Source organism: Bacillus sp. KH172YL63 (assembly GCF_011398925.1).
In the GTDB taxonomy this organism is placed as follows: domain Bacteria; phylum Bacillota; class Bacilli; order Bacillales; family Bacillaceae_B; genus Rossellomorea.
Window position 1 is genome coordinate 2,683,737 of record NZ_AP022842.1, and the last position, 25,901, is coordinate 2,709,637.

The window sequence follows — 25,901 nt, forward strand, 5'->3', positions numbered from 1 at the left end:
ATTACACAATCCAGGCAAAATAGAAAGGCATAAAGAAAAATCGACCATTTCAGTCTTTTTCTTTATGCCTTTATACTCCGGATAAAAAAAGATGCCCGTCAATAGAGTCGGGCATCTCAATGTCAGAACATGAGAGTTACAATGAATATGGCAGCGACGATCCCTATTACATCTGCCAGGAGACCGACTTTAAGGGCATCACCCATTTTCCTGATTCCGACGGCACCGAAGTAAACCGTCAAAACATAAAGGGTGGTATCTGTACTTCCTTGCAGGGTCGAAGCCAGCCTGCCGATGAAAGAATCGGGTCCGTGAGTTGAAATGATATCGCTCATCATTCCGAGGGCAGCTGTCCCGGAAATCGGCCGTATGATGGCAAGCGGAACGATTTCCGGCGGGATCCCCAATGCGAGCAGGGCCGGGCGGATGAGACCGACGAAAAATTCAAGTGCACCTGACTCTCTGAAGATTGTGATGGCCACGAGCATCCCGATCAGAAAAGGGATGATCGATACGGCGATTTTGATCCCTTCCTTTCCGCCTTCCACAAACACTTCATACGTCGGTACTTTTTTAAAGGTTCCATAGATTAATATGAAACCAATCATCAACGGAATTAACCAAAGCGAAATTGTGGATATCAAGTGCATCTACTTCACCTCTCGACGAGTACGCCTGTAATGAAAATAACGATCGATCAGAATGGCACCTATAGTGGATAACATCGTTGCTATGAGAGTCGGCCCCACTATCTCAGTGGGTGAAACAGAGTCATATTTCATACGGATGGCTATGACTGTCGTCGGTATGATGGTGATGCTCGACGTGTTAATCGCAAGAAACGTGATCATGGATCTGCTGGCGTAGTCCCGGCCGCCGTTAAGCTCTTTCAGTTGCTCCATCGCTTTGATCCCTAAAGGGGTGGCCGCGTTTCCGAGCCCGAACATATTCGCCATCATGTTAGAAAGGATATACCCCATCGCAGGGTGGTCTGCCGGCACTTCCGGAAACAACCGCGTTACCAGGGGCCTGAATAATTGAGCCAGCTTATCAAGGAGTCCTGCTTCCTGGGCGATCCTCATGATCCCCAGCCAAAACACCAGGACACTGACCAGACCAATGCAGAGTGTGACCGCTTCATTGGCCGAACTGAAGATGGCTTCATTCACCTCAGCCATCTTTCCATTCACCATTGCAAAGATCAGCCCAATGATCGTCAAGCCTACCCAGATGAGATTAACCATGATCCCTAACCCCTATGATGGATTCAATGGAAAACGCCCAGAACTTCCACCAGCTTTTCTCCTTTTCTTTTGGGCTTTCCCTCTTGAAATAGACAGGCAGGGAGTCTGCTTCCTTATCATCTAAATAGACCACTGCCTTGCCGACAATATCAGGTGCTTGTTTATTTTTCAGCCACCCTTCATCAGGCTTCAGCATCCTGTATTCCACCCTGACCTCTTCCACTTCTTCATCTGTCAATGAAAGAACTGATTCACGCTTGAGAAAGACATGGTTTTTATATACATCGTCTTCCATTTTGTTAATCTTCCCTTTATTCAGGACGATTTTGTAGTCATATTCCTTAAAGCCGTATTCAAACAGATCCATATGATCATTCCAGTCATCAGGTCCGTTTAATGTCACGGCAATCAGGTTTTCCCCATCCTTTGATGCTGTAGATACCAGGGTTCTTTTTGCCAGTTTGGTGTACCCGGTCTTTCCGCCGGTACTATATTTATATAACTCTGTCAGCAGCCTGTTTTTATTACGCCACTTCCGGTCCCACTTTTCTTCCGGATTAGGGGCAGTATGAACTTTGGTCCCTGCTATTTCCCTATACCGCTCATTACCCATTGAATATTTTGTTAATAAGGCCATGTCATAGGCAGTGGAATAATGACCTTCATGGTCATCGAGCCCGTGTGGATTTGCGAAATGCGTATTTTCCATGCCGATTTCCTTTGACTTTTCATTCATCATATATACAAACCCTTCAAGACTCCCCCCTACATGCTCAGCGATTGCCACAGCCCCATCATTCCCAGACCTCAGCATCAGCCCGTACACAAGATCTTCAAGCTTGATTTTTTCCCCGGCCTTTAAGTAAAGGGAGGAACCTTCAGTTCCCGCTGCATTGGAAGATACCGTCACGTCCTGTTCAAGCTTCCCGGATTCGACTGCCAAGATGGCCGTCATGATCTTTGTTATGCTTGCAATCCGGCTCCTCGTGTGTGCGTCTTTCTCAAAAAGGACCCTTCCTGTTTCCTGATCCATTAATATCGCTTTTTGGGAACTGACAGAAGGTGCGGCCTGAACCTGATTGGAGACGGCAATAAACAGCAGCACAAATATCAGAAAGTAATATATGTAGAATTTCAGTCTCTTACGATTCACGCCCATCTACTCCTTTTTCCTGTAACGTGTTTGTACAAGTTTATGCAGGACAAGGACCAATATGAATGAATTTAAGGAAAAACGGTTGATCTTGGAGGGAGTGTCCTTTTCAATTCATTGAGCGAATAGTACTTTCAAATAAAAAAACCGGACCCATTCGATTTTTATCGTATGGGTCCGGTTTTTCTCGGCCGCTTCTATTCGTTTGCTTCCATCGTTTCCTGGAACTTCTCGAAGAACAGGTCGGCTTCGTCCTGCATGAATTCGTCTTGGACGTTTTCAGGCAGAGGTGGCAGTTCTTCAATGCTCTTCAGCCCGAAGTAATCAAGGAATTCTTTCGTCGTACCGAACAGGTAGGCACGTCCGGTTCCTTCTGCCCTGCCGACTTCTTTCACCAGCCCTTTTGCCATAAGGGTTTGGACCGGTCGTTCGGTCTTGACGCCCCTGATTTGCTCTATTTCCATACGGGTGATCGGCTGTTTGTAAGCAATGATGGCGAGCGTCTCAAGTGCTGCCTGTGATAGAAAGCTGACGTTTGGTGACTCGACCAGTTTCTTTAGGTAGTCGGCATTTTCTTTTTTTGTCACCAATTGGAAGGTGCCGGCGATTTCAATGATGCAAATGCCACGATCCGGATCTTCCTCATACCCTTTTTTCAAGTCTTCTATGATGTCTGATGCTTCATGCTCTTCGATTTCCAAAACAGAACACACTTGTTTAAGGGATAAACCTTCGTCCCCTGCAGCAAAAAGCAGGCTCTCAAGGATCCCTTTCCAATTAATCATGCTCAACGAGTTCTGCCTCCTTCCCCGCTTCAACAAATATCTCTGTGAAGTTGCTTTCTTGATTGACTATGATTTGTTTTCGTTTCATTAATTCCAGCACGGCAAGGAATGTGACAACGAGGTGTTCTTTATTATCCGATTGAAAAAGGCTTGTGAAGGATGTGCGCTTTTTGATACCACGTAAGTTTTGCAGAATGTCGTCCATCCTCTTCTCAATCGAGATCTCCTGCCTTGTGATCCGTGTCTGGACTGGTTTCTGCAATTTTTTACGCCTTAATAATTTATGAAAAGCTCCCAGCATATCATATAATGAAACCTGGGCTTCCCCCTTCTTCAAGTCCACCTCTTCCGTGTACTCAGAAAGGTCACTCGGGGGCTTTGTGTATACTTGTCCACGTTCTTCCTCCCGGTGCTTCAGTTCATTTGCCGCTTCTTTAAACTTACGGTATTCAATCAACCGTTCAACCAGCTCATCACGAGGATCTTCCTCTTCAAACTCAATTTCATCATCCAGGAGGTCATCATCATGTTTAGGCAACAGCATTTTGCTTTTAATCGCAAGAAGTGTAGCAGCCATCACTAAATATTCACTCGCTACATCAAGCTGCAAATCCTTCATTGTCTGTACATATAACATATATTGCTCAGTGATCTGAGCCATAGGAATATCATAAATATCGATTTCCAAAGAGTTGATCAGATGCAAAAGAAGATCGAGGGGACCTTCAAATGCGTCAATTTTCACATTGTATTCCACTTCATCACCAAATTTCTACATACGTTCATTCATGATAGCTACTTAATAGTATAGTAGATTGACACTCATTCTCCAATAGAAAGTTTTTCTCGCGCTCTGTTCCTACTTTAAGGTACTGTGCTACAATTTAACTACTTATCATCAACTGGAGGGATTACATGGCTTATCCTCAAGCCTACTTAGCATTTCTGATGTATTTCCACGGAAATCGTGACTATTTTGAGTGCCACGAAGTGCTGGAAGAATACTGGAAGGAAGTTGACCCGAAGAACCGCTCCTCCCACTGGGTGGGACTCATCCAGGTGGCAGTCGGCTTCTATCATTACAGAAGAAAGAATACACACGGGGCAGTCAGGACCTTTATAAAAGCGATCCGCAACATCGAAATGAATGAAGGAGAATTAACAAAGCTTGGCCTGGACACCGAAATGCTTAAAAGTATGCTGGTGGAAGTCACTGAAGATATTCACGAAAACAAGCCTTATCATAGCATAAACTTACCATTAACACAGGCTGACCTGATAAATAAGGTAGAAGCACTCTGCCATTCGCACGGCTTCACCTGGTGTGCACCGAGCGATCTTTCCATAGCAGAAATCGTCCACCGGCATTCTTTGCGTGACCGGTCCGATGTGATCGCAGAAAGAAACGAAGCGCTCAGAAAAAAAAGAGGCTGACCCCCTTCACTACAAGGTGGTCTGCCTCTTTTTTATTGTTCTTCCCGATTCTCACTGCACAGTTCAGGTTCATCACACTTCTCGAAAAAAGAAGCAGTGTCAGAATTAGGTTTCACTTCCAACTCTGAGTGCATCTCCCTTAAGTGCTTCACCATCGATTTGCCGATTCCTTCGTGGCGGTGGGACGGATTAACGGATATATGTTGAACTTCTAAAGTGCTGTCTGTTTTGAATGCGCCTATCAAGCCTACTATGTCCTCTTCTTTCCATAAAAAGAGCTGCCAATTATCTTCAGTTTCATACTGCTTCATTGTTTGCTGAAGCTTCTTTAAATCCTTTTCATTTGGCATGAAAGATAATAATCCCATTGCGATTTTCTCAAACGCCTTTTTATACCGAATTAACATATTAACCCCTCGTTATGTTTTTTGCCTATATTTTCTATGATCTATTATAGACAAAAACTAGAAATTTAATTGATACGAACGTTTATTCATCTTACTAAATTTACTTTTAATAAGCAAATCTCTCCCCATCAGATGTCGGCAATGAACATCCAGTACATGACACCCCAGAAGAGGCCCGCTGCTACTAATATCAAGAATAACCCTTTATTACCGATTTTCATGATTGACTCCTTCATTTAAACAGTATGATCTTCTCTTATGTCATAGCTATTGTATAGCAAAATTGAAATTTGTTAAAGTATGTAATTCCCAAAGCAGAAAAGTAGTCTTTAAGTACGATATACTTAAAGACTATGTATCACTGATTAGAATGTGACATCCCGTGCCACCAAATCGGCATATGTTTCCCTTCTCACAGCCAATGCAGTTTTACCATCCTCTACAAATACGACAGCGGGACGGGGGATTCTATTATAATTATTTGCCATTGCATATCCATAAGCACCGGTACAGAAAACGGCAAGCAGATCGCCTGATTCAGATGCCGGCAAAGGTAAATCCCATATGAGCATATCACCCGACTCACAGCATTTCCCTGCGATCGATACGGTTTCCTCAGTTTTCCTGCTTGCTTTATTCGCTAATACGGCTTCGTATTTCGCCTTATAGAGGGCTGGTCTGATGTTGTCACTCATTCCTCCGTCGACCGCCGCATATATCCTGATGTCCGGTACTTCTTTCCGTGACCCGAGGGTATAAAGACTTGTCCCCGCATCCCCCACAAGGGATCGTCCAGGCTCTATCCAAATTTCCGGCATGGAAAGATTGAACCTCTCGACTTCCTCTTTCACCGCTGAAATCATTTCTTCGACATATTGTGAAGGCGGGATCGGGTCATCTTCCTTCGTATACCTTATCCCGAAGCCCCCTCCTAAATTAATCACCTTTGGATGAAAATCATATTGGGACTTCCACTGAGCGACTTTTTCAATCATTTTCTTAGCAGCCAGGATGAAGCCCGTTGTTTCAAAGATTTGCGATCCGATATGGCAATGCAGCCCAAGCAAATCGAGGGAATCCAATTGAGAAGCGAGCTTCATGGCTTCCTCCGCCTGACCGTTGCCCAAATCGAAGCCGAATTTCGAATCTTCCTGCCCCGTCAAGATATAATCATGTGTATGAGCTTCGATCCCCGGGGTGACCCTTAATAGAATCTTCGTTTTTCTTTCAAGGGTGTGTGACACCTCATTCACCAGCTTCAGTTCATGGAAATTGTCCACCACAATGCAGCCAACATCGTTCTCGATGGCCATGACTAATTCTTCCCTGCTTTTATTATTCCCATTAAAATGAATGCGGCCAGGGGGGAAATCAGCCTTTAACGCCGTAAATAATTCCCCACCTGATACCACATCCAACGATAATCCTTCTTCTTTCATCAACTGAAAGATCCCGATACAGGAAAACGCCTTACTTGCGTATGCGACTTCCGCTTTGACCCCAAGCGCATCAAACGTCTGCTTGAAGCTCCTTGCCCTTTCCCTGATCAATGCCACGTCATAAACATATAGGGGCGTACCATATTGTGATGCCAGTTGAACAGTACTCACCCCTCCGATCGTTAAATGATCTTGATCGATTTCTGCTGAACCATGAAGATGCATGCAACGACTCATTCCCCTCTTTAATCCACTTCTGATTAAACGTAATTTACCACAGAACGTTAATTGTTGCAATATTCTATGATTTAGCCGGCTGTTTATATTTATTCCTTGGCTGAACGATACTCGGCCGTATTTTAGAACCGGGGACAGACTTCCTCACGAGAATCTGCATGAATGCTTTAGGGCTGAAAGGCAGCAGCGGCCAGAGATACGGCGTATTGAGTGATTTGATATTCGATACGAACAGGATATACAGCGTTATCCCGATTATCAGGCCAGGAATATGGAACAAGGCGACCGACACAAGGAGCAGGAGCCTCGCCATCTTATTGGCCACACTCAACTCATAACTTGGTGTAGCGAACGTACCGATCGAGGCGACCGCCACGTATAATATCACTTCAGGCTGAAAGAGGCCGACATCAATGGCGATTTGACCGATCAGCACTGCTGCGATCAAGCCCATCGCGGTTGATAGCGGAGTAGGCGTATGAATCGCTGCGATTCTGAACATCTCTACCCCCATGTCGGCAATGAACAGTTGGACGATCACGGGAATATTGGTTTGTTCCTGCGGTCCCACGTACTTGATGACCTCCGGTAACAACGAAGGATCCAGTACGAATAAATACCAGAGGGGGAGCAGGAATAAAGAAGCAAGCACACCGGCGAACCGGGTCCACCTTACAAACGTCCCAACAGCAGGTGACTGCCTGTATTCCTCCGCATGCTGTAGATGATGAAAGAACGTTGTTGGCGTAATGATGACACTCGGAGATGTATCGACAAAAATCAGCACATGCCCCTCTAATAGATGTGTGGCAGCGACATCCGCCCTTTCCGTATACCTCACGAGTGGATATGGATTATAACCCTGTTTCACAAGGAACTCTTCCACCGTTTTATCGGCCATCGTCAAACCATCGATTTTAATGGCTTTCAATTCTTTCTTGATCACTTCGATCAAACTGGGATTCGCGACATCTTCTATATATGCAATCGAAATGTCCGTCTTGGACCGCTCCCCTATCCTAAAGATTTCGAATCTCAGCCGGGGATCTCTTATTCTCCTTCTCGTCAATGCTGTATTCACGATGATATTCTCTACATATCCATCACGTGAACCCCTTACGACCTTCTCGGTATCAGGCTCAGACGGCTGCCTTCCGGGATAACTACGGACATCAACGATCAGTGCTTCTGCATAGCCTTCAATAAAGACGGCAATCAAGCCTGAGAGCACTTCATCCACTGCTTCTTCCATCGTATTGACGGGTTCGACAGACTGATGGACAAGCCGGTTATAAACAATGTCATACAATTTACTCGTCGCCCGCTCATTGTCATTGATTTCTACAAGTTCCTCTACGATTTCAATAATATAGGAGGCATCTGTCAATCCATTGATATAGTAGAAATGGACGCCCTTTTTGAGAATCATGAGTTTGCGCACGCCTATATCGAAGCTCTTTTTCAGCCCGACATGATTTTTCATATACTCTTCAATCATTCCTAAATCTTTAGGAATCACTGTTTCCTTGGTCTTTTGAGTCATGATAGCCGCTCCTTTCTAAGATGATTTCCACTGCCTTTCTCGTGATTGGGGCACCTTGTGAGTAATGATCACGTCTCGCCATTTTACCAATGTCTCCGATCCCGACAATGACCGGTACATTCAATTCATCAAGGCAATAAACTGTATCACCTGTCAATCTTCCAACATCCATTTCCGGAACTCCAAATTTATCGACACCATATGGCGTAAGTTCTCCATATTTATCGATACAAATATCCACTCGCGTCCATTCGGCCTGACGGGTTTTGCTCGCTACTGCGATGATGCCGAGCACTTCGATGTCACAGTGATTCGCCACATGTTTCAGCGCCCGCTCCCCTGCTCCTTCACCAATGAATCCACTATCATCAAACATGACAAAGACAGGGTCGTTCTTAGCCCTTTTGATCAGTTTCACGATCTCCGGGCCAGACAAAATAGAGGGATTCCCTTTAGAGCTTGAAATACAACGGCCCCCGTATTGAGCAGCAACACATTCGATGGCACGCTTTGCATATTCGTCTCCGTCTGTGACCAGAATCACTTTCCTTACTTTGTCCATTCGAATCCCTGCCCTTACAATTTATTGATGAACCATGTAGAGCCAATGAAAAAGAGAACCGAAGATTTTACCGAACACAATCGCCATAATTAATATGACGATTTGGCCATCAATACCGATTCGCTTAGCCAGGATCGGGAAAACATTCAACACTTCCGTCAAAGCGGCAGCCAACAAACCGATGAATGTGCCGCTCGCGAGACCAAGCGGGATCAATACCAGCGGGGAACAGTGGAAGGTATATTCATTTAAGCTGATAAACACTCCGGACAGGGCCCCTAATATGATAGCGAGCTCGTAGAAATGGATCATTTTCATCGTTTTCGTCAATTGGGTCAACCGGGGAATGATGCCCAAAACTGTTAAAAAAGCCACAAACCCGGACCCTACTGCCAATCCGCCTGCAAATCCGATAAATACGGTGATGACAATATTAATCGTCATCGAGATGTCTCTGGCTTTCTTTATTTTCATGCATAATGACGTATTGATCTAAATCCTGCTGATAATTGAACATTTCCACTTCCAGCGGGCTCGGTTCTTCATTTAATCTCTTTCTGAAAACATGGTTAAAAAACAAGATCATCCCGAGTCCCAGTCCAAATGAATAAGGAATCTGAAACAATAATGGATGTGGGTCGTTTCCCCCAGTCACAAAATGATACAGACGCTGATGAACCTCCCTCATACTCACATCTTCATGAAAGTTCATGATCGCAAGTGCCGCACCAACGAACAATAGAAGCCATACACCTATGAATAACGGGAGGGATACCTTCTTCTTTTCATAAACGACTTCAATGATGCTTTGTGCAGGTCCGATCGTCTGAATATCCAGATCAGGATGCCCCGCCATGATGCCCCTTATCACCTTCATCACATCGACAACGATAATATTCTTGTCAGAAGGCGTCACCTGATGGACCGGGATACCCTTTAAATCTGACACACGTTCCTCAGGTGCGATGATTTGCGCCAGCTGGCCGAGCGTGACCCTGCTTCTTTCCTTAACCTGCACTCGATGGCGTAAGCGGATATAAACGATTCCTTCCATTGAGCTCACTTCCTGAATACATGATTTTCCCTTCGTATCAATAGTATGGATTAACGGAAATTAATTATGTAATGAGAGGGAACAAACTGGCGTCAGGCGCAGCCGAAAGATTGGAAATCAGAAACAATCGAGTAGGAGGGGATGATTAATCCCCGACCTCTCACACCACCGTACGTACCGATCGGTATACGGCGGTTCAATCAAGATGGTTGACGAAGACTTTCATACCTACCGATAAGACTTAGGAGCCCTTGGCGATTCCAAAAGGAATTGCCAAGGGTTCTGTGTAGTATTGGACTTTGTGCGACCCTCCAATATCCCCTTCCGGGTATTTCCCCATTCATATGCCTTCCATTTTGGAACGCCGAGCGCAATGAGGTTACGGACTTTAGTTTTCGGCAGTTTCCACTGCTTCCACAGACACATTCGCAATCTTCTTCTGATCCATGCATCCAGGTATTTTAGGATGCTATGTGTATCAGCCAGCTGAAAATAGCCGATCCATCCCATTAAATATTGGTTCAGCTTTCTGATTCGTCCCTCCATCGACCATCCTGAAGATCTGGAAGTTAGATAACGGATTTTCTGTTTCAACCGTTTTATACTTTGGGAGGCAACTCTGACTTTTGGTTTACGATTCGATGTAAAGCTAAAGCCAAGGAACGTTCTTCTCCAAGGTCTATCCACCGCAGATTTCTTTCGGTTTACCTTCAGTTTAAGTTTCTTCTCAAGAAACGTCGTCACTGAAGTCATCACCCGGTTACCGGCTTTTGGCGAACGGACAAAGATATTACAATCATCTGCGTACCGTATAAAACGTAGCCCCGTTTCTCTAATTCCTGGTCCAGTTCATTCAAAATGATGTTAGAAAGCAATGGACTGAGAGGTCCGCCCTGTGGCGTACCTTCCTCGCTTTTCACCTTTACACCTTCTATCATAATTCCTGCATTGAGGTAAGAACGAATCAGTTTCAGAAGTGCTTTGTCCTTTACTTTCTTCGCCAGAAGACCCATGAGCTTATCATGATTCACTCTGTCAAAGAATTTCTCTAAATCAATATCGATAACCCAGCGATATCCTTCCCGGATATACATCTTCGCTTTTCTAACGGCGTCATGGGCACTCCGATTTGGTCGGAACCCATAACTATGATCAGAGAAGGTCGGCTCGTATATCCCGGAGAGTATTTGGGCAATTGATTGTTGAATCATACGGTCTGTCACCGTTGGGATGCCTAACAACCGGACGCCGCCGTCTGGTTTCGGGATTTCGATCCGACGTACCGGGTCCGGCTTGTAGGTTCCCCCAAGGAGATTCTTGCGAATCGACTGCCATTCGCGCATGATATGCGATCGCAGGTTTTGTACGGGCATATCATCCACGCCATGGCTTCCCTTATTACGTTCTACACGTTTCAGTGCTTCAAGCATATTCGGTTTAGACAGAATCATATTCATCAACATCACTGATATTCCTTTCCTTCGTGTGTCACGTTTCCTCTTTCGATGGCCCTGCCTCACACTTCCACCAGCCCTCACGGAATTCACCGTTACCTCTAAATGGACAGCTCTTTTCAGATTGTCTGTGAGTCTCTCAGTTACCATGAGCCAGGTCGTGGCACTCTCTTAATTGTTCAGTCCTTCCCGGCTTCCTCGAGAAAAGCCGGTACTATGACCTCGGCTGACTTCTGGCGGTTCAGCGGAGAATCGCTTCTCCGGTTACCAAGTGTTCAAGGCGTATCCGCCAGATCTCCCCGGGTAAGAGTGTAATCTTTCCCTCCATCTATCCGCCTCATTTACTTTCTGCACCTTCGACAGTTCGGACTTCATCTTGTATTGCAGACTCATCCAGTGCAACAAGCCTTATATGAGATTCGTGTTCCTCGGACCGGAGGTTTGCCGCCCGCTTCCTTCAGATTCCAGGTCACCCCGGACACCCTTGCGTTAAGCTAACCGCTACAACTGTCTTCACGGCTCGGGACTCTCACCCTATAGATTACACCCATGCCGGGCGCACAATAAATAACCATGCCGGATCGTGATCCGGCATGGTTATTCATGAGTCTGTATGCATATGGTCTTTCATCGTTTGCAATATTTTCTTCTCAAGCCTCGATACCTGAACTTGCGATATGCCGAGTCGGTCGGCCACCTCCGATTGCGTTTGGTCTTTGTAGTACCTTAAGTACACAATGAGGCGCTCCCGGTCGTCGAGTTCACGTATCGCTTCTTTTAAGGCAATCTTGTCAAACCACTTGTTATCACTATGATCGGCAATTTGATCGAGAAGGGTGATGGGATCCCCGTCATTTTCATACACGGTTTCATGGATGGATGAAGGGGCACGGCTTGCTTCCTGGGCCATGATCACTTCTTCAACCGTATAATCGAGATGGTCGGCAAGCTCACCGACTGTCGGCACCCTTCCGAATTTCTTCGAGAGCTCATCCCTGGCCTTACGGATTTTATTCCCCATTTCCTTCAGTGATCGACTGACCTTTACTGTTCCGTCATCCCGGATAAAGCGCTGGATTTCCCCGATGATCATCGGAACAGCGTATGTTGAGAACTTGACGTCGTAGCTTAAATCAAACTTATCCACTGATTTCAGCAACCCGATACTGCCTATCTGAAAGAGATCATCCGGTTCATAGCCCCGGTTGAGGAATCTTTGGACGACCGACCAGACCAAACGCATATTCTTTTGGACGATCAAGTCCCTTGCACTCTGGTCTCCAGCCTGACTCTGTTTGATGAGCTCCTTCACCTCATGATCCTTTAAGAAGGTCTGTTCCTTTTCATTTTTCACTTCGACATCCATGGGCACGACTCCTTAATTGCATAGCGCTTTACTATTGGTCAAGTGCTTCTTCAGCCTTACCGTGGTGCCTGTACCTGGGTGTGATGATACTTCAATTTCATCCATGAAATTTTCCATGATGGTAAAGCCCATTCCAGAACGTTCAAGTTCGGGCTTCGATGTGTACAAAGGCTGGCGCGCTTCATCCACATCCCCAATCCCGACCCCTTCGTCACGAATGGTCATGTCGATATACCCGTCTTCCTCCATGATGACGGATATGTACACTGTTCCGTTCGGATTGTTTTCATATCCATGTATAATCGCATTTGTGACCGCTTCGGATACGACGGTTTTGATTTCAGTCAACTCATCCATTGTCGGATCCAATTGTGCAATGAAGGAGGCGACGGTCACTCTTGCAAAGGACTCATTCTGGCTTAAAGAACTGAATTGAATGCTCATTTCATTTCTCACGTTAGGCGACCCCCAATCTTTGTAATGCGTTTTCTTCAGACGGCTCAAGACGAATAATCTTAAACAACCCGGACATTTCAAATAATCGGTTTACAGACGGGGAAATCGCACAAACGACCATTTCACCATGCTTTTGTTTAATCTGCTTGTATCGGCCTAAAATGACTCCTAAACCTGAACTGTCCATAAAGCTTAATTCCTCTAAATTCAAGATGATGTGCTTTACATTTTCAGCTTCAATCAGGTTTGAAGCTTTTTCCCTCAGTTCATCAGCTGTATGATGATCCAACTCTCCACTTAAACGGACACAAAGTACATCTTTTTTGACTTCTAAGTTAATAGCAAGACTCACTATCAGAAAGCCTCCTTCTCTGTCGTATAGTGAGTCATTTCGCTATTCTTTTGTTGAATTCCTCCCCGTTGACAAAACTAGAAGGAATTCGTCATAATTAGAGGTTATTTTCTGCCGCCATTCACTTTCCTACTTTTGAGAAAAGGCCAAAGGATTTTTTATACAGCTCCCACCAACTTGCATCATTGACATTCTTCTTGGCTACGAGCGTACTTTTCACTACGATCTTTCCTTTATTCATGACTACCAAGGTGCCGACTTTGTCACCTTTTTTTATTGGTGCTTTCAGTTCTTCGGAAAGCGTGACCTTCTGTTCCACTTCATCCAGTTTTTCACCCTTTTGGGTCAGAAGCGAAATCGGCTCGTCTGTGACGGCATCCACTTTGTTTTCTTTCCCTTTCGAGACGTTCACCTTCGCGAGTGTATCACCCTTCTTGAACAAAGGTTTTGTGGAATATTGGTTGAATGCATAATCAAGCATTTTACTGACCTCATTATTCCTCTCCTTCGGCGTCGGGGCCCCGAATACGACTGCGATCACCCTCATATTCCCTTTTTTCGCCGTCGCCGTTAAGCAGTACTTCGCTTCATTCGTGAATCCGGTTTTCAGACCATCCACACCGTCGTAGAAACGAACAAGTTTATTCGTGTTCACGAGCCAGAATTTCTTCTCCGAATCTTCCCTGAGATAGGATTCATAACTGCCGGTGAACTTTGTAATCCCTTCATATTTCAGAAGCTCCTTTGCCATCATCGACATATCATGGGCGGAACTGTAATGATCTTTTGACGGTAAGCCGGTAGGATTTTTAAAATGGGTATCCTTCAATCCAAGCTCTGTTGCCTTTTTGTTCATTTCTCCGACAAATGCTTCTTCACTTCCGGCGATATGCTCAGCCATCGCAACAGACGCATCGTTGGCAGATCCGATGGCAATCCCCTTCAACATTTCCTCAACCGTCATTGTTTCCCCAGGCTCAAGGAAAATCTGAGATCCCCCCATCGAAGCAGCATACTCACTTGCACGCACTTTATCTTCCCACTTGATCTGGCCATCCTCCAGGGCTTCCATGATCAACATCATCGTCATAATTTTCGTCATAGATGCCGGTGCCAGCTTTTCATGACTATTCTTCTCATACAGGACCGTTCCAGTATCACGTTCGATCAATATGGCTGATTTTGCAACATCCGCCAATTCGGATTTCTTCTCTTCTGCTAATCCTATAGAAGGAGATAGAAATGCCGTCAAAACAAATACAACAACTATATACGCTAAACGTTTCATTAAACTGTCCTCCAATCAAGTCTCATTATTACAATACTCATAGACCCAGTTTTTCCATCTGTATCATTTTTATACAAACATTGGTAAAAAATTGAGTGGGGGATCTTGGTGTAGAGAGAGGGAAAGTCGAAGTAATTCATTATTGAGGAAGCATCTTCAGGTGGGGAGGCCCACTGCAATTGATGTTAATAAAAGGCTGTTTTAGTGAATATTGTGGCTTTTAAACAAGCGAGATGCGGTTGATTTCCGCTCCAGATGCTCGCTTTCCGCGGGGATGGCGGTGAGCCTCCTCGGACTTCGTCCTGCGGGGTCTCACCTGTCCATCAGTTCCCGCAGGAGTCGAGCATCTTCCGCTCCAATCAACCATCGAAGATAAAAACCAAAAATTCACTGGATTAACTGCTTATTCATCTTCTTAATAGTAGTGATCAATGTTATTCAAGTACATTGCCCTTGATTCATCGCTATGGCATTTTTTATTCTACAGTCTCAAATCACCTAAGATGCTCACATTATCGTCTAATAATAGCAACAATCTATGCGAAAACCGGCTAATAAAAAAAAGCCCCAGCCGGAGAGAAGTACTTTCTCCCGGCAAGGGCTTAGTCAGAATCAACCTGTGATTTCTGTATGGATCAACGTCGGTGCATTCACATGCTCAGATGTCACCTTGATGCTTTCGTATAACTTTTCTTTTACTTGATCAATGTTTTCATCATTGCTGTAGATGGTTACAAGAGAATCTCCTGCTTTGACAGTGTCACCGATTTTCTTGCGAAGCTCTAGGCCAACCGCTAAATCGATCACTGAGTCTTTTGTTGCACGTCCTGCTCCCAACCACATTGCTGCCGTTCCGACTGCATCGGCTACGATTTCAGACACGTATCCGTCTTCCTTCGCTTCAAGCTCGATTTTGTACTTCGCTTGAGGAAGCTTCGCCGGCTCGTCCACTACTGACGCATCTCCGCCTTGTGATTCAAGGAAAACCTTGAAGTTATCAAGTGCAGATCCATCTTCGATCGCCTTTTGTAAAAGCTCTCTCGCTTCTTCTAATGTCGATGCTTTCTCCGCAAGGTAAACCATGTGGCTTCCAAGCGTCAGGCATAACTCAGTCAAATCTTCCGGACCTTCGCCTTTAAGCGTATCGATCGCTTCTTTCACCTCAAGGGCGTTCCCGATTGCAAAACCAAGCGGTTGACTCATATCGGAGATGACCGCCATCGTCTTACGGCCGACATTGTTCCCGATGTTCACCATTGCTTTTGCAAGGTCTTTCGAATCGTCAAGTGTCTTCATGAAGGCACCTGCACCGGTCTTGACATCAAGTACGATCGCGTCTGCTCCTGCCGCAATTTTTTTACTCATGATGGAACTTGCAATCAACGGGATACTATTGACAGTAGCTGTAACATCACGCAGTGAGTAAAGTTTTTTATCAGCCGGCGTCAAGTTACCGCTTTGTCCGATAACTGCCAGTTTATTTTTGTTCACCAGGCGGATGAATTCATCGTTTTCGATTTCCACGTGGAAGCCTTCGACCGACTCCAGCTTATCGATCGTTCCCCCGGTATGCCCAAGTCCTCTTCCGCTCATCTTCGCAACAGGTACACCGACAGACGCAACAAGCGGCCCCAGTACAAGCGTAGTCGTATCACCTACACCACCTGTAGAGTGTTTATCGACCTTGATGCCTTCAATCGCAGATAAATCGATTTGATCTCCAGACTCAACCATTGCCATCGTCAGGTCCGCTCTTTCACGGTCACTCATATCTTTGAAGAAGATCGCCATCGTAAGGGCACTCACCTGATAATCAGGGATGCTTCCATCTGTGTACCCTTCCACGATGAATTTGATTTCTTCGGTACTTAGTTCTTTTCCTTCACGTTTCTTTTCTATTAAATCAACCATTCTCATGGTATTCACCCACTTTTCATAAATTGTTCATTGTCTTGCAGACTTAGATGGATTTCACGATTTCTTTCACATATGCTAAGAAGTTGGCACGGACCATTTCCGTCGTTTCCATGACTTCATCATGGGATAGAGGCTGGTCAAGGATTCCGGCAGCCATGTTGGAAATGCATGAGATTCCCAATACTTTAATCCCGGCATGACGGGCCACGATGACTTCAGGTACAGTGGACATTCCGACTGCGTCTCCGCCAAGTGTACGGGCAAGTCTTACTTCAGCAGGCGTTTCATATGTAGGGCCAGTATTTCCTACATATACACCCTCTTGAACTTCGATCGACAGCTTTTCAGCAATTTCTTTCGCTTTTTGACGAAGTTCCTTGTTGTATGCTTCAGACATGTCAGGGAATCTTACTCCGAGACGGGAATCATTGGCACCGATCAGTGGATTTCCACCCATATTATTGATGTGATCTGTGATCAGCATGAGGTCACCTGCATTGAAGTTCTCATTCACCCCGCCGGCCGCGTTCGTCACGATCAGTACTTCGACACCCAATTCTTTCATGACCCGTACAGGGAAAGTGACTTTATCGAAGCCATATCCTTCATAATAATGAAAGCGCCCTTGCATAGCCACAACTTCCTGACCGTTCAGCTGTCCGAATACCAGCTGTCCTGCATGGCCTGCGACAGTTGAAACAGGGAAATCAGGAATTTCTTTATAAGGGATCTTTACTGCATTTTGGATTTCATCTGCAAGAACCCCTAATCCAGATCCAAGGATCAGGCCGATTTTCGGCGCTCCTGTATATTGATTTTTCAAATGGTTCGCTGCATTTTGTATGTTTTCGTAGTTCATTGTCTTGACTCCTTTTTATTCTAACGTAGGAGGAGGAATCGGCAGACGCCTTCTCCCTTTTCGTTTTTTGTCAATTTTAATACTTACTTCAGATTGTTCAAGAAGCTTTTACCGAATTTCGGCATGTTTACATTAAAGTTGTCTGCAACTGTTGCCCCGATATCGGCAAACGTTTCAGATACCGGCAGTTCGACGCCTTTGTCGAATCGTTTTGAGTAGACAAGAAGCGGTACATATTCCCGCGTATGATCTGTCCCTGGAGCCGTCGGGTCATTCCCATGATCAGCTGTGATGATCAATAGATCCTCTTCGGTCATCTTCTCAAATACTTCAGGCAGTCTTGCATCGAACTCTTCCAATGCCTTACCATAACCTTCCGGATCGCGGCGATGGCCGTATAATGCATCAAAGTCTACTAGATTCAAGAAACTCAAGCCTGTGAAAGACTGGTCGAACGTTTTGATGAAGCTGTCCATCCCGTCCATGTTATGCTTCGTACGGATCGAATCGGTTACACCTTCTCCATTATAGATGTCGGAGATTTTCCCGATTGCGATTACGTCGTATCCGGAATCCTTCATTTCATTCATAACAGTACGCTCGAACGGCTTCAACGCATAATCGTGTCGGTTAGACGTACGCTTGAATGCCCCCGGCTCCCCGACGAACGGACGTGCGATCACACGGCCGACTAGGAATTCTTCATCTTTCGTAATTTCACGGGCGATTTCACAGATTTTATACTGCTCTTCAATCGGAATGATATCTTCATGCGCAGCAATCTGAAGAACGGGATCTGCAGAAGTATACACAATCAGTGCACCTGTCTTCATATGCTCTTCCCCTAATTCTTCAATGATCTCGGTCCCACTTGCAGGCTTGTTCCCGATAATCGTTCTGCCGGTTTCTGCTTCAAGCTTTTGGATCAGCTTTTCCGGGAAACCATCCGGATATGTTTTGAACGGGGTATCGATATTAAGGCCCATGATTTCCCAATGACCTGTCATCGTGTCCTTCCCTACTGATGCTTCTTGCATTTTCGAATAGAATGCAAGGGGATTTTCAGCTTTTTCAATGCCTTTGATTTCCCTGATGTTCGATAAACCAAGTTTCCCGATATTCGGCATATTCAGTCCGTTCATATGATCAGCGATGTGACCAAGAGTATCGGATCCTTTATCATTGAATAGTTCTGCATCCGGTGCTTCGCCGATGCCTACAGAATCCATCACAATTAGGTGAACGCGTTTGTATGTATAATTACTCATTCAAGTAAACCTCCTGTATAATAAGCTTTCCGAAAAAGCGGTTACATTTTCTAACCTTCAATCGTATCATACCCTTATCTCAGCAGATGCAATCGACAGAAACTAACGTCAGAAGTCTGACATCTATATTTTACTTTTCTCCTTCAAAAAAAACAAGAGAGATCCCTTAAAGAATCTCATTTTCTTTAAGGGATCTCTTTCATGCCCGGGGATGGAATTGTGAGTATACATCCTTCAACCGGGTTTTCGTTACATGGGTATAGATTTGAGTGGTGGAAATGTCGGCATGTCCAAGCATTTCCTGAACCGCCCTCAGATCGGCGCCATTTTCCAACAGATGTGTGGCAAATGAATGCCTGAGCGTGTGCGGTGTTAAATCTTTCTCGATATTCGCTTTTTTGGCAAGGGTTTTGAGATTTTTCCAGAACCCTTGTCGGGAGAGCCCCTTTCCATGGTGATTCAAAAACAAATGATCATCCCGGTGTTTGGTACTCCTCAATTTCAGCCTGGCATCTGCCAAATAGTTTTCAAGAACTTTCATGGCGGTCTGCCCAATGGGGATGATTCTCTCCTTGTTGCCTTTTCCGATGCATCTGACAAAGCCCATCGTCAGGTGGACATCTTCCATCTTGAGTTGAATGAGCTCGCTCACCCGAATGCCGGTCGCATAAAGAAGCTCGAGCATGGCTTTATCCCTCATTCCAAGAGGTGTCGACTCATCCGGCGCTTCAAGCAAGGCCTCCACTTCCGCGATGCTCAATATTTTCGGGAGGGTCCTCTCAGTTTTCGGTGTTTCGATATGCACAGTCGGATCTTGATCCGTCGCCTTTTCCCTTAAAAGGAATTGGTGAAAAGACCTGATCGATGCCACATGCCTCGCAACGGTTTTTGAGGATTTCCCCTGATTCTTTAAATGCCCAAGGAATTGAACGATGTTCACCCTCGATACTGCATTCAGTTCTGACACGTCCTCTACCTTCATTAAGTAAAGGGAATAATTCTTCAAGTCCCGTTTATATGATTCAATCGTGTTTTTCGCAAGACCTTTTTCTACTATTAAAAAGTGCATGAAATCCTGAATATGATCTTCCACGCTGCATTACTCCCCGTTCATATAAAAAAATAATAATCGATCATACCAATGGCTCTCTTCCTCGGTCACAGAAGAATAAACCTTCACCGCCGCCCCTTCAGGTTCATCATATCGATGATAGCCTTCATATTCCTCGCTTATCCACATGATACCATAATAAAACAAAATCGTTGATCCAGTGAATAATATGAAAACCTTGATGGTTTGCCAGATCACTCGGGCCCCTCTCAGCATTTTTCATCCCCCATTTTTGTCACGTCTATAATACAAGCTATGACGTTTTCAGCAGGTTTTATACCTGATGGGAGTGAAACGGTGCTATAAATATGAAAAAGCCTTAAAGAGTATGTATAGGATGTTTCCATACAGAAACAACAACAGGTGATCTTTAAGGCTTTTGGTCATCAGCTTATTCTTCTGGGTCCTCTTCTTTATCCTGGCATCTTGAACAAATGCCGTGAAAGGTAAGACGGTGATCTTTTATTTTAAATTTCCAATCCCGTTCAACAATCGTTTCTACGTCTTCAAGGAGATCTTCTTGAATTTCATCAACCGCTCCACATTCGATGCACACCAGATGGTGATGAAAGTGGGCTGCTCCTTCTTGTCTGAGATCGTAGCGGGATACACCATCCCCAAAATTAATTTTATCCACAATTTTCAGTTCAGATAGCAATTCCAACGTGCGATATACGGTGGCCAGTCCAATTTCCGGAGATTTTTCCTTAACGAGGAGGTATACATCTTCGGCGCTTAGGTGATCTTCTTCATGTTCTAGTAACACGCGTACCGTTGCTTCCCGCTGTGGCGTAAGCTTGTAGCTCGCAGAATGAAGCTGTTTTTTAATTCGTTCAATACGGCTTTCCATAGTCCCTTCCTCCCTCGTCAATTTCTTTTTCATTATATCAAAAAGGGAGGAATAAGCAAAATAAAATAATTATAATCAAACAAATGTAATGACTATTATTTGAAAATTATTTTAATCTATTAATGACCATTTCCATCAAGTTCGGGGACAGATATGCTTCCACGCTGGCAGCGATTGTCACGATGCCGATTGCGACCACAAAGAAGATGACATACCTTGATAAAAACGGGATCATTTGAAAGTGCATCGACGACGTTTGCCGCATAAATATCTTCCTGATCAACGTAAGTGAAAAGCTTGCAGAAATCACCCCGATGAAAATAAATGCGGGAATGATGATGATGTTTTGCGGAAGTACGCTGACAAAGGATAACAAAAACCCGCTCCATCCCATCTGGTTCACAAGGAAGCCTACCGAAAATCCGACCACCACTCCTTTCATAAAGAGCAAAACGAAAATGAGCGGAAGCCCGATGATTGAAATGCCCAACAGCCAGATCAATCCAAGATACTTCACATTATGAAGAAAGCTTTGACGGAAGAGCTCTTCAGCAGACGTCATACTTCCATCTTCCATCTCACTGAAAAACTTGCTCAAATAGAAGTAGAGATCTTCCTTTTGTGCAAAAGACAATGAATTGACTACGATCGCACCGAAAATGATGCCCATCAGGAATAATGTAATAATAAATAAGTAGATTGAGGAATGTGCTTGTACATGTTCGACGAGTGGATTTGAATTTGATATTTTTTTGCGCATCACAGCGTTCCTCCCAGATATCGATTACTAATCCATATGCAGGAATAGACTTGTTTATTCTTTGATTCTATTGAACTTCCATTTGAATAAACGTATAATCATAGAAACTTTACGGACAAATTGGAGGATTATGCCATGAGAAAACCGGCGTTAATACCGTTTCCGGATAAGATCGAGACAACACGTCTTTACATCAGGCCTTGTTTACCCGGTGACGGTCAAGAGGTCGCTTCCGCCATTTCCGCATCAAGGGACGCACTCAAGCCGTGGCTTCCTTTCGCAAGAAATGAGCAGTCATTGGAAGATGTGGAAGCAGGAATCCGTGAATCATATGCAGAATTCATCAAGCGTTCTGATATCCGCCTCCATATTTACCTGAAAGAAACCGATGAATTCATTGGTTCAACCGGTTTTCACCGCATCGACTGGGATGTACCAAAAGTTGAAATCGGTTACTGGCTTCGTACGGAGCATACAAAAAAGGGTTATATGATCGAAGCAGTCAGGGAACTTGCACACTTTGCCTTAAACCACCTTTCCTGCAGACGCGTGGAAATCCGCTGTGATGAACAGAATACGGCGTCGAGAAGAGTACCTGAAAAACTCGGATTCACCTTAGAAGGCATCCTCCGGCAGGATCACCTTTCTGAAAATGGAAAAGATGCGGGAAATACATGTGTGTACGCTTTGATTCCAGGGGATTGGAAAGAGGATTGAGTTTTTTTGCGAGCCAGGTGTTGTAGAGTTTTTTGTCTTCACTAAGGAAATATATCGATTTTAGAGAGATGTCGGTCTTATCCTGTGAAAATACGAATGTGGATCTTAATTGTTGGGGACCTGCTTCAATTGGCGCTGGAGTTTAGAAGTGATTGCGTCGATTTAAGTGGTATTTGCGTCGAAACTTTTTTTATTGCGTCATTTTTTATTTTTTTGCGTCGGTATCGGGGACATTTGCGTCATTTTTTTATTTTATGCGTCTTTTACCATTTACATCCAAAAAACTGGACCCTTAAAGGAGTCCAGCTTTTTCATTTCCCTTTGATCATTTCATCAGCTGCTGCAGTTTTAAATATTGAACTGCATATGCGGTTTTCGCATCGTAAATGCGCTTCTCTTCAATAAGCTTCTCTGCTTCCTCGACGGTCACTTCGATAAGCTCTACAAATTCATCCTCGTCTGCTTCTCTTGATTCTTCGATAACATAGATGTCACGGGCGACATAGATGTGCACAAGTTCATCTGCAAATCCTGGAGACGTGTAGAACGAAATCAAATGATCCAATGTTCCACACCCATAACCCGTTTCTTCCTCCAATTCGCGAAGGGCGGTTTTATCGGCCTCTTCACCGGGCTCGAGCTTTCCGGCCGGGATTTCAATGATGGATTTTTCCAGTGCTTTCCTGTACTGCTCCACCATCACAAGCTTCCCTTCCTGTGTCAGGGCAATCACTGCCACAGCCCCCGGATGCTTGATCAGCTCCCGCTTCGAAGTCTTGCCGTTTGGCAGCTCTACTTCATCCACTTGAAGATCGATGATTTTCCCTTTATAGATCTTTTCTGTTTTCACCGTCTTTTCTTCAAATTTCTTCATCCATTCAACGCTCCTTGTTCTCTCTATGATCATTTCCTCATACATTTTACCATAATTGATTCCAGGATCGAGGTGAAACACCTTGAAGGTGATGGCTGAAAAAGACCGGATCATTTTGGTTGGCAAGGCTTGGGAAATCAGGGAGAAGTTGAAACAATACAGCCGGACGTATGCCACGGTGAAGGAATGGATCGAAGCCACACGATGAATAAGCCGTTTCTTTTGTTTAAACCTCGCAGCATTCGTTAATATAATAAAGAGTGCGAATGTCGAAAGGACGGATACAATGGAAAAAAGAAGGATCGGAAACTCGGATTTACTTGTATCAAAGATGGGACTTGGCTGTATGTCTCTGGGGACAGATGAGGCCGCTGCCAAAGAAATTGTCCAATATGCGCTGGATCAAGGGATCAATTATCTTGATACCGCCGACTTATACGACTTTGGCCGGAATGAGGAAATCGTCGGGAACGCCATACGCCATGTCAGAGACGACGTCATATTGGCTACAAAGGTAGGAAACCGCTGGAATGATGTAGAGGAAGGCTGGCGCTGGGATCCTTCCAAATCTTATATCAAGTCAGCCGTCAAGGATAGCTTATCCCGGATGAAGGTGGACTATATCGACCTTTACCAGCTCCACGGCGGCACGATTGAAGATAACTTTGAAGAAACGATCGAAGCGTTCGAAGAATTGAAGAAGGATGGCCTGATCCGTCATTACGGGATTTCTTCCATCAGGCCGAATGTCATCAAACAATTCCTCGGCAGCGCTTCGATTGAAAGTGTGATGATGCAGTACAGCCTCCTTGATCGCCGTCCGGAAGAATGGATGGACATGCTTGAGGAAAATAAGGTGAGCATCATTGCCCGGGGACCATTGGCGAAAGGTCTGCTTTCTGAGAAGATGCTTTCCAAAGCCTCCAAGAAAATGGAGGAGAACGGATATCTCGATTATTCTTATCATGAGCTCCGTGAGACGATCGAGTCCATTCACAGCAAGTTTGGAGATGAACGGAAGATGAATGAGCTTGCCCTTCAATTCATCCTCGCTCATGAAGCGGTTGCTGCAGTCATTCCTGGAGCAAGTTCTGTTCAGCAGCTCAAAGAGAACATTGAAGCTGTAAACAGAGAACCATTATCGGCTCAAGAGTTGGATATGCTGAAGCGATACACCACATTATCCCGGTATGGAAATCACCGGGATTAAAAGGGCAAATAAAAGAGGCGGTTCAGGTCCTGCGCTTACCTGTCCGCCTCTTTTTTGTACCATGTGAGTGCCTTTTTCTCCATATCTTTCACGAATCGGTCCTTCCCTTCGATATACCCTTCCATATCACGGGGAAATTCCCTGGCCAGCTTTGCTTTAAGCGCACCATATTTCTTCGCTTCCTCCATGTGCGACCTTAAATAGTCACGGAACGCGAGGTGCCTGATGACATGATGAATGCCGTACGGGAAAATATGGAGGTGGACCTCCCTCTCATTTCCTTCACCTTTATAGAAGAAGCGGCGGTTCTCGATGCCGTTTTCCCCTCTGCCGATGTACCCCAGGCTTTTAAACTCCCCTGTCAGTTCATCCATTCTTTCCAGGCTCGGTACTTCGATGAGGATATCAATGATTGGTTTAGCCATTAATCCGTTTACGGAAGTCGATCCGATATGATGGATACGGGCATCCGGCAAAAACTTGATGAGGTCCCTTTTTACCGATTCAAACTTCCCTTTCCAGGCTGATTGATGGGAAACTATTGTTACATCCCTCATCAATCTTTATACTTCATCCAATCCATATTGCTTTCATTCAGCAACTCTTCGAAGCTTTTATTCTTTTCACGCTGCTTTTTCTCTTCAATTTTTCGAAGTCTTTCTTCTTCTTTTTTTACAGACTCTTCTTTTTCAAGTTCTTGCTTTTTCTGCTTCAGCTGTTCAAAGAGGTCCTGATTGATTGAGTTTTTCAGCGTTAATTCTGCTTCCTGTTTCTTTTTCTTGGACATGGTGATTCCCCCTATCTGTCATAGTTATAAAGCTTTTTTTCTATGAAGTCAAAAAAAAGCCGGTTAAAGGTTCTTTCCCCTTTAACCGGCCGCTTCCATCAATAAGCTTCCAACTTCACATCTTCCCCTACGATCAGCGTCGCGTCGGTGGACGATTGGATATCTTCTACAGAAAAGCCGTTCGCCACTTCCCGGAGCAGCAGCCCTTCCTCTGTCACATCCATCACGGCGCGATCGGTGATGATGCGGTGCACGACACCTTTCCCTGTCAGCGGCAAGGTGCATTCTTTCAGGATTTTGCTTTCACCGGCCTTGTTGACATGCTCCATGATCACGATGATGCGCTGAGCTCCGTGAACGAGGTCCATCGCACCGCCCATCCCTTTGATCATTTTCCCAGGAATCATCCAGTTGGCAAGATCTCCATTTTCGGCAACTTCCATCCCACCGAGGATGGCGATATTAATATGTCCCCCGCGGATCATCCCGAATGATTCGGAACTATCAAAGTAAGAGGCGCCTGGTATTGCCGTAACGGTTTCTTTTCCGGCGTTGATGAGGTCTGCATCGACCTCATCCTCCACAGGATATGGTCCGATTCCGAGCAGTCCATTTTCAGACTGAAGAACAACCTGCTTATTTTCTGTCATGTAATTGGCTACGAGCGTAGGCATCCCGATGCCGAGATTGACATAGAAACCATCTTCAATTTCCTTTTCTGCTCTTCTTGCAATTCTTTCACGCATTTTTGCACGATCCATCCCGTCACACTCT

The 25,901-nt window shown here is 44.9% G+C and carries 30 protein-coding genes and 1 pseudogene; 4 read left to right on the forward strand and 27 right to left on the reverse strand.

The window, feature by feature from the left end:
* Positions 1–122 precede the first annotated feature (122 nt).
* The 5 genes from KH172YL63_RS13730 to KH172YL63_RS13750 form a co-directional block, all read right to left on the reverse strand.
* Positions 123–650 (reverse strand): spore maturation protein, encoded by a 528-nt coding sequence (locus tag KH172YL63_RS13730; RefSeq protein WP_173106635.1) that lies wholly within the window; start codon positions 648–650, stop codon positions 123–125.
* The gene (locus KH172YL63_RS13735) at positions 651–1,244 is read right to left on the reverse strand and encodes a nucleoside recognition domain-containing protein (protein WP_173106636.1); all 594 of its coding nucleotides are present in this window, start codon (positions 1,242–1,244) and stop codon (positions 651–653) included.
* Complete coding sequence (locus tag KH172YL63_RS13740) at positions 1,237–2,397, reverse strand: D-alanyl-D-alanine carboxypeptidase family protein (protein ID WP_232066030.1); 1,161 nt, start codon at positions 2,395–2,397, stop codon at positions 1,237–1,239. Before KH172YL63_RS13740 ends, KH172YL63_RS13735 begins: the two co-directional genes overlap by 8 nt.
* A gap of 197 nt (positions 2,398–2,594) precedes the next feature.
* Positions 2,595–3,188 carry an SMC-Scp complex subunit ScpB gene (scpB, locus tag KH172YL63_RS13745; RefSeq protein ID WP_269475154.1) on the reverse strand — a complete coding sequence of 198 codons (594 nt, stop codon included), beginning with the start codon at positions 3,186–3,188 and terminating at the stop codon, positions 2,595–2,597.
* The gene (locus KH172YL63_RS13750) at positions 3,175–3,939 is read right to left on the reverse strand and encodes a segregation/condensation protein A (protein WP_173106638.1); all 765 of its coding nucleotides are present in this window, start codon (positions 3,937–3,939) and stop codon (positions 3,175–3,177) included. Before KH172YL63_RS13750 ends, scpB begins: the two co-directional genes overlap by 14 nt.
* A gap of 158 nt (positions 3,940–4,097) precedes the next feature.
* On the opposite strand from KH172YL63_RS13750, the gene KH172YL63_RS13755 reads away from it, so the two are divergent.
* On the forward strand, positions 4,098–4,616 hold the full coding sequence (locus tag KH172YL63_RS13755) for a DUF309 domain-containing protein (protein ID WP_173106639.1): 519 nt from the start codon (positions 4,098–4,100) through the stop codon (positions 4,614–4,616).
* A 32-nt stretch (positions 4,617–4,648) separates the two neighbouring features.
* On the opposite strand, the gene KH172YL63_RS13760 is transcribed toward KH172YL63_RS13755, so the two are convergent.
* The 18 genes and pseudogenes from KH172YL63_RS13760 to spoIIM all read right to left on the reverse strand — a co-directional run bounded on the left by KH172YL63_RS13760 (position 4,649) and on the right by spoIIM (position 21,539).
* A complete protein-coding gene (locus KH172YL63_RS13760) occupies positions 4,649–5,023 on the reverse strand; it encodes a GNAT family N-acetyltransferase (protein WP_173106640.1) in 375 nt (124 codons plus the stop codon).
* A 365-nt stretch (positions 5,024–5,388) separates the two neighbouring features.
* Positions 5,389–6,687 (reverse strand): diaminopimelate decarboxylase, encoded by a 1,299-nt coding sequence (gene lysA / locus KH172YL63_RS13765; RefSeq protein ID WP_173108182.1) that lies wholly within the window; start codon positions 6,685–6,687, stop codon positions 5,389–5,391.
* A gap of 76 nt (positions 6,688–6,763) precedes the next feature.
* Entirely contained in the window at positions 6,764–8,242 is a 1,479-nt protein-coding gene (locus tag KH172YL63_RS13770; RefSeq protein WP_173106641.1) for a spore germination protein, read from the reverse strand.
* On the reverse strand, positions 8,208–8,804 hold the full coding sequence (locus tag KH172YL63_RS13775) for a stage V sporulation protein SpoVABEA (RefSeq protein ID WP_173106642.1): 597 nt from the start codon (positions 8,802–8,804) through the stop codon (positions 8,208–8,210). The genes KH172YL63_RS13770 and KH172YL63_RS13775 overlap by 35 nt, the downstream gene beginning before the upstream one ends.
* 21 nt (positions 8,805–8,825) lie before the next feature.
* On the reverse strand, positions 8,826–9,248 hold the full coding sequence (locus KH172YL63_RS13780) for a stage V sporulation protein AB (protein ID WP_173106643.1): 423 nt from the start codon (positions 9,246–9,248) through the stop codon (positions 8,826–8,828).
* The gene (locus KH172YL63_RS13785) at positions 9,238–9,858 is read right to left on the reverse strand and encodes a stage V sporulation protein AA (protein WP_173106644.1); all 621 of its coding nucleotides are present in this window, start codon (positions 9,856–9,858) and stop codon (positions 9,238–9,240) included. Before KH172YL63_RS13785 ends, KH172YL63_RS13780 begins: the two co-directional genes overlap by 11 nt.
* Positions 9,859–10,058: 200 nt before the next feature.
* A pseudogene (ltrA, locus tag KH172YL63_RS13790) lies at positions 10,059–11,321 on the reverse strand (group II intron reverse transcriptase/maturase).
* A gap of 592 nt (positions 11,322–11,913) precedes the next feature.
* Positions 11,914–12,678, reverse strand: a complete 765-nt coding sequence (sigF, locus tag KH172YL63_RS13795; protein WP_173106645.1) for an RNA polymerase sporulation sigma factor SigF — start codon at positions 12,676–12,678, stop codon at positions 11,914–11,916.
* Between the two features lie 12 nt (positions 12,679–12,690).
* A complete protein-coding gene (spoIIAB, locus tag KH172YL63_RS13800; protein ID WP_173106646.1) occupies positions 12,691–13,134 on the reverse strand; it encodes an anti-sigma F factor in 444 nt (147 codons plus the stop codon).
* A 1-nt stretch (position 13,135) separates the two neighbouring features.
* Complete coding sequence (gene spoIIAA / locus KH172YL63_RS13805) at positions 13,136–13,486, reverse strand: anti-sigma F factor antagonist (protein WP_173106647.1); 351 nt, start codon at positions 13,484–13,486, stop codon at positions 13,136–13,138.
* A 121-nt stretch (positions 13,487–13,607) separates the two neighbouring features.
* Positions 13,608–14,774 (reverse strand): D-alanyl-D-alanine carboxypeptidase family protein, encoded by a 1,167-nt coding sequence (locus tag KH172YL63_RS13810; protein ID WP_173106648.1) that lies wholly within the window; start codon positions 14,772–14,774, stop codon positions 13,608–13,610.
* A 612-nt stretch (positions 14,775–15,386) separates the two neighbouring features.
* Positions 15,387–16,691 carry a pyrimidine-nucleoside phosphorylase gene (locus KH172YL63_RS13815; RefSeq protein ID WP_173106649.1) on the reverse strand — a complete coding sequence of 435 codons (1,305 nt, stop codon included), beginning with the start codon at positions 16,689–16,691 and terminating at the stop codon, positions 15,387–15,389.
* A gap of 43 nt (positions 16,692–16,734) precedes the next feature.
* Positions 16,735–17,550 (reverse strand): purine-nucleoside phosphorylase, encoded by an 816-nt coding sequence (locus KH172YL63_RS13820; RefSeq protein ID WP_173106650.1) that lies wholly within the window; start codon positions 17,548–17,550, stop codon positions 16,735–16,737.
* A gap of 83 nt (positions 17,551–17,633) precedes the next feature.
* On the reverse strand, positions 17,634–18,818 hold the full coding sequence (deoB, locus tag KH172YL63_RS13825) for a phosphopentomutase (RefSeq protein ID WP_173106651.1): 1,185 nt from the start codon (positions 18,816–18,818) through the stop codon (positions 17,634–17,636).
* Between the two features lie 199 nt (positions 18,819–19,017).
* A complete protein-coding gene (xerD, locus tag KH172YL63_RS13830) occupies positions 19,018–19,911 on the reverse strand; it encodes a site-specific tyrosine recombinase XerD (RefSeq protein WP_173106652.1) in 894 nt (297 codons plus the stop codon).
* 6 nt (positions 19,912–19,917) lie between these two features.
* Positions 19,918–20,145: a YqzK family protein gene (locus KH172YL63_RS13835; protein WP_173106653.1), complete on the reverse strand. Its 228-nt coding sequence runs from the start codon at positions 20,143–20,145 to the stop codon at positions 19,918–19,920.
* 175 nt (positions 20,146–20,320) lie between these two features.
* Positions 20,321–20,779: a ferric iron uptake transcriptional regulator gene (gene fur, locus KH172YL63_RS13840; RefSeq protein ID WP_044340109.1), complete on the reverse strand. Its 459-nt coding sequence runs from the start codon at positions 20,777–20,779 to the stop codon at positions 20,321–20,323.
* A 106-nt stretch (positions 20,780–20,885) separates the two neighbouring features.
* Positions 20,886–21,539 carry a stage II sporulation protein M gene (gene spoIIM / locus KH172YL63_RS13845; protein WP_173106654.1) on the reverse strand — a complete coding sequence of 218 codons (654 nt, stop codon included), beginning with the start codon at positions 21,537–21,539 and terminating at the stop codon, positions 20,886–20,888.
* Positions 21,540–21,674: 135 nt separating this feature from the next.
* Here spoIIM and KH172YL63_RS13850 point away from each other — a divergent pair, with 135 nt between their 5' ends.
* Complete coding sequence (locus tag KH172YL63_RS13850) at positions 21,675–22,256, forward strand: GNAT family N-acetyltransferase (protein WP_173106655.1); 582 nt, start codon at positions 21,675–21,677, stop codon at positions 22,254–22,256.
* 325 nt (positions 22,257–22,581) lie between these two features.
* Here the strand turns inward: KH172YL63_RS13850 and KH172YL63_RS13855 are convergent, their stop codons facing one another.
* Entirely contained in the window at positions 22,582–23,130 is a 549-nt protein-coding gene (locus KH172YL63_RS13855; RefSeq protein ID WP_173106656.1) for an NUDIX hydrolase, read from the reverse strand.
* A gap of 91 nt (positions 23,131–23,221) precedes the next feature.
* Here KH172YL63_RS13855 and mciZ point away from each other — a divergent pair, with 91 nt between their 5' ends.
* Complete coding sequence (gene mciZ / locus KH172YL63_RS13860) at positions 23,222–23,338, forward strand: Z-ring formation inhibitor MciZ (RefSeq protein ID WP_173108183.1); 117 nt, start codon at positions 23,222–23,224, stop codon at positions 23,336–23,338.
* 78 nt (positions 23,339–23,416) lie between these two features.
* Entirely contained in the window at positions 23,417–24,340 is a 924-nt protein-coding gene (locus tag KH172YL63_RS13865; protein ID WP_173106657.1) for an aldo/keto reductase, read from the forward strand.
* A gap of 35 nt (positions 24,341–24,375) precedes the next feature.
* On the opposite strand, the gene KH172YL63_RS13870 is transcribed toward KH172YL63_RS13865, so the two are convergent.
* The 3 genes from KH172YL63_RS13870 to KH172YL63_RS13880 form a co-directional block, all read right to left on the reverse strand.
* The gene (locus KH172YL63_RS13870; RefSeq protein WP_173106658.1) at positions 24,376–24,897 is read right to left on the reverse strand and encodes a GrpB family protein; all 522 of its coding nucleotides are present in this window, start codon (positions 24,895–24,897) and stop codon (positions 24,376–24,378) included.
* Positions 24,897–25,127 carry a YqkE family protein gene (locus KH172YL63_RS13875; RefSeq protein ID WP_173106659.1) on the reverse strand — a complete coding sequence of 77 codons (231 nt, stop codon included), beginning with the start codon at positions 25,125–25,127 and terminating at the stop codon, positions 24,897–24,899. Before KH172YL63_RS13875 ends, KH172YL63_RS13870 begins: the two co-directional genes overlap by 1 nt.
* Before the next feature lie 98 nt (positions 25,128–25,225).
* A complete protein-coding gene (locus KH172YL63_RS13880) occupies positions 25,226–25,873 on the reverse strand; it encodes a CoA transferase subunit B (RefSeq protein WP_442858785.1) in 648 nt (215 codons plus the stop codon).
* Positions 25,874–25,901 lie beyond the last annotated feature (28 nt).

Coding starts and splice junctions, on each gene's coding strand:
- spoIIM (WP_173106654.1), bottom strand. CDS start 21,539: ATGCGCAAAAAAATATCAAATTCAAATCCACTCGTCGAACATGTACAA.
- KH172YL63_RS13780 (WP_173106643.1), bottom strand. CDS start 9,248: ATGACGATTAATATTGTCATCACCGTATTTATCGGATTTGCAGGCGGA.
- KH172YL63_RS13815 (WP_173106649.1), bottom strand. CDS start 16,691: ATGAGAATGGTTGATTTAATAGAAAAGAAACGTGAAGGAAAAGAACTA.
- KH172YL63_RS13865 (WP_173106657.1), top strand. CDS start 23,417: ATGGAAAAAAGAAGGATCGGAAACTCGGATTTACTTGTATCAAAGATG.
- KH172YL63_RS13810 (WP_173106648.1), bottom strand. CDS start 14,774: ATGAAACGTTTAGCGTATATAGTTGTTGTATTTGTTTTGACGGCATTT.
- KH172YL63_RS13735 (WP_173106636.1), bottom strand. CDS start 1,244: ATGGTTAATCTCATCTGGGTAGGCTTGACGATCATTGGGCTGATCTTT.
- KH172YL63_RS13850 (WP_173106655.1), top strand. CDS start 21,675: ATGAGAAAACCGGCGTTAATACCGTTTCCGGATAAGATCGAGACAACA.
- KH172YL63_RS13820 (WP_173106650.1), bottom strand. CDS start 17,550: ATGAACTACGAAAACATACAAAATGCAGCGAACCATTTGAAAAATCAA.
- KH172YL63_RS13855 (WP_173106656.1), bottom strand. CDS start 23,130: ATGAAGAAATTTGAAGAAAAGACGGTGAAAACAGAAAAGATCTATAAA.
- deoB (WP_173106651.1), bottom strand. CDS start 18,818: ATGAGTAATTATACATACAAACGCGTTCACCTAATTGTGATGGATTCT.
- sigF (WP_173106645.1), bottom strand. CDS start 12,678: ATGGATGTCGAAGTGAAAAATGAAAAGGAACAGACCTTCTTAAAGGAT.
- KH172YL63_RS13875 (WP_173106659.1), bottom strand. CDS start 25,127: ATGTCCAAGAAAAAGAAACAGGAAGCAGAATTAACGCTGAAAAACTCA.
- KH172YL63_RS13835 (WP_173106653.1), bottom strand. CDS start 20,145: ATGCTGAGAGGGGCCCGAGTGATCTGGCAAACCATCAAGGTTTTCATA.
- mciZ (WP_173108183.1), top strand. CDS start 23,222: ATGGCTGAAAAAGACCGGATCATTTTGGTTGGCAAGGCTTGGGAAATC.
- KH172YL63_RS13870 (WP_173106658.1), bottom strand. CDS start 24,897: ATGAGGGATGTAACAATAGTTTCCCATCAATCAGCCTGGAAAGGGAAG.
- KH172YL63_RS13775 (WP_173106642.1), bottom strand. CDS start 8,804: ATGGACAAAGTAAGGAAAGTGATTCTGGTCACAGACGGAGACGAATAT.
- KH172YL63_RS13755 (WP_173106639.1), top strand. CDS start 4,098: ATGGCTTATCCTCAAGCCTACTTAGCATTTCTGATGTATTTCCACGGA.
- KH172YL63_RS13730 (WP_173106635.1), bottom strand. CDS start 650: ATGCACTTGATATCCACAATTTCGCTTTGGTTAATTCCGTTGATGATT.
- fur (WP_044340109.1), bottom strand. CDS start 20,779: ATGGAAAGCCGTATTGAACGAATTAAAAAACAGCTTCATTCTGCGAGC.
- KH172YL63_RS13785 (WP_173106644.1), bottom strand. CDS start 9,858: ATGGAAGGAATCGTTTATATCCGCTTACGCCATCGAGTGCAGGTTAAG.
- lysA (WP_173108182.1), bottom strand. CDS start 6,687: ATGCATCTTCATGGTTCAGCAGAAATCGATCAAGATCATTTAACGATC.
- KH172YL63_RS13770 (WP_173106641.1), bottom strand. CDS start 8,242: ATGACTCAAAAGACCAAGGAAACAGTGATTCCTAAAGATTTAGGAATG.
- KH172YL63_RS13760 (WP_173106640.1), bottom strand. CDS start 5,023: ATGTTAATTCGGTATAAAAAGGCGTTTGAGAAAATCGCAATGGGATTA.
- KH172YL63_RS13880 (WP_442858785.1), bottom strand. CDS start 25,873: ATGCGTGAAAGAATTGCAAGAAGAGCAGAAAAGGAAATTGAAGATGGT.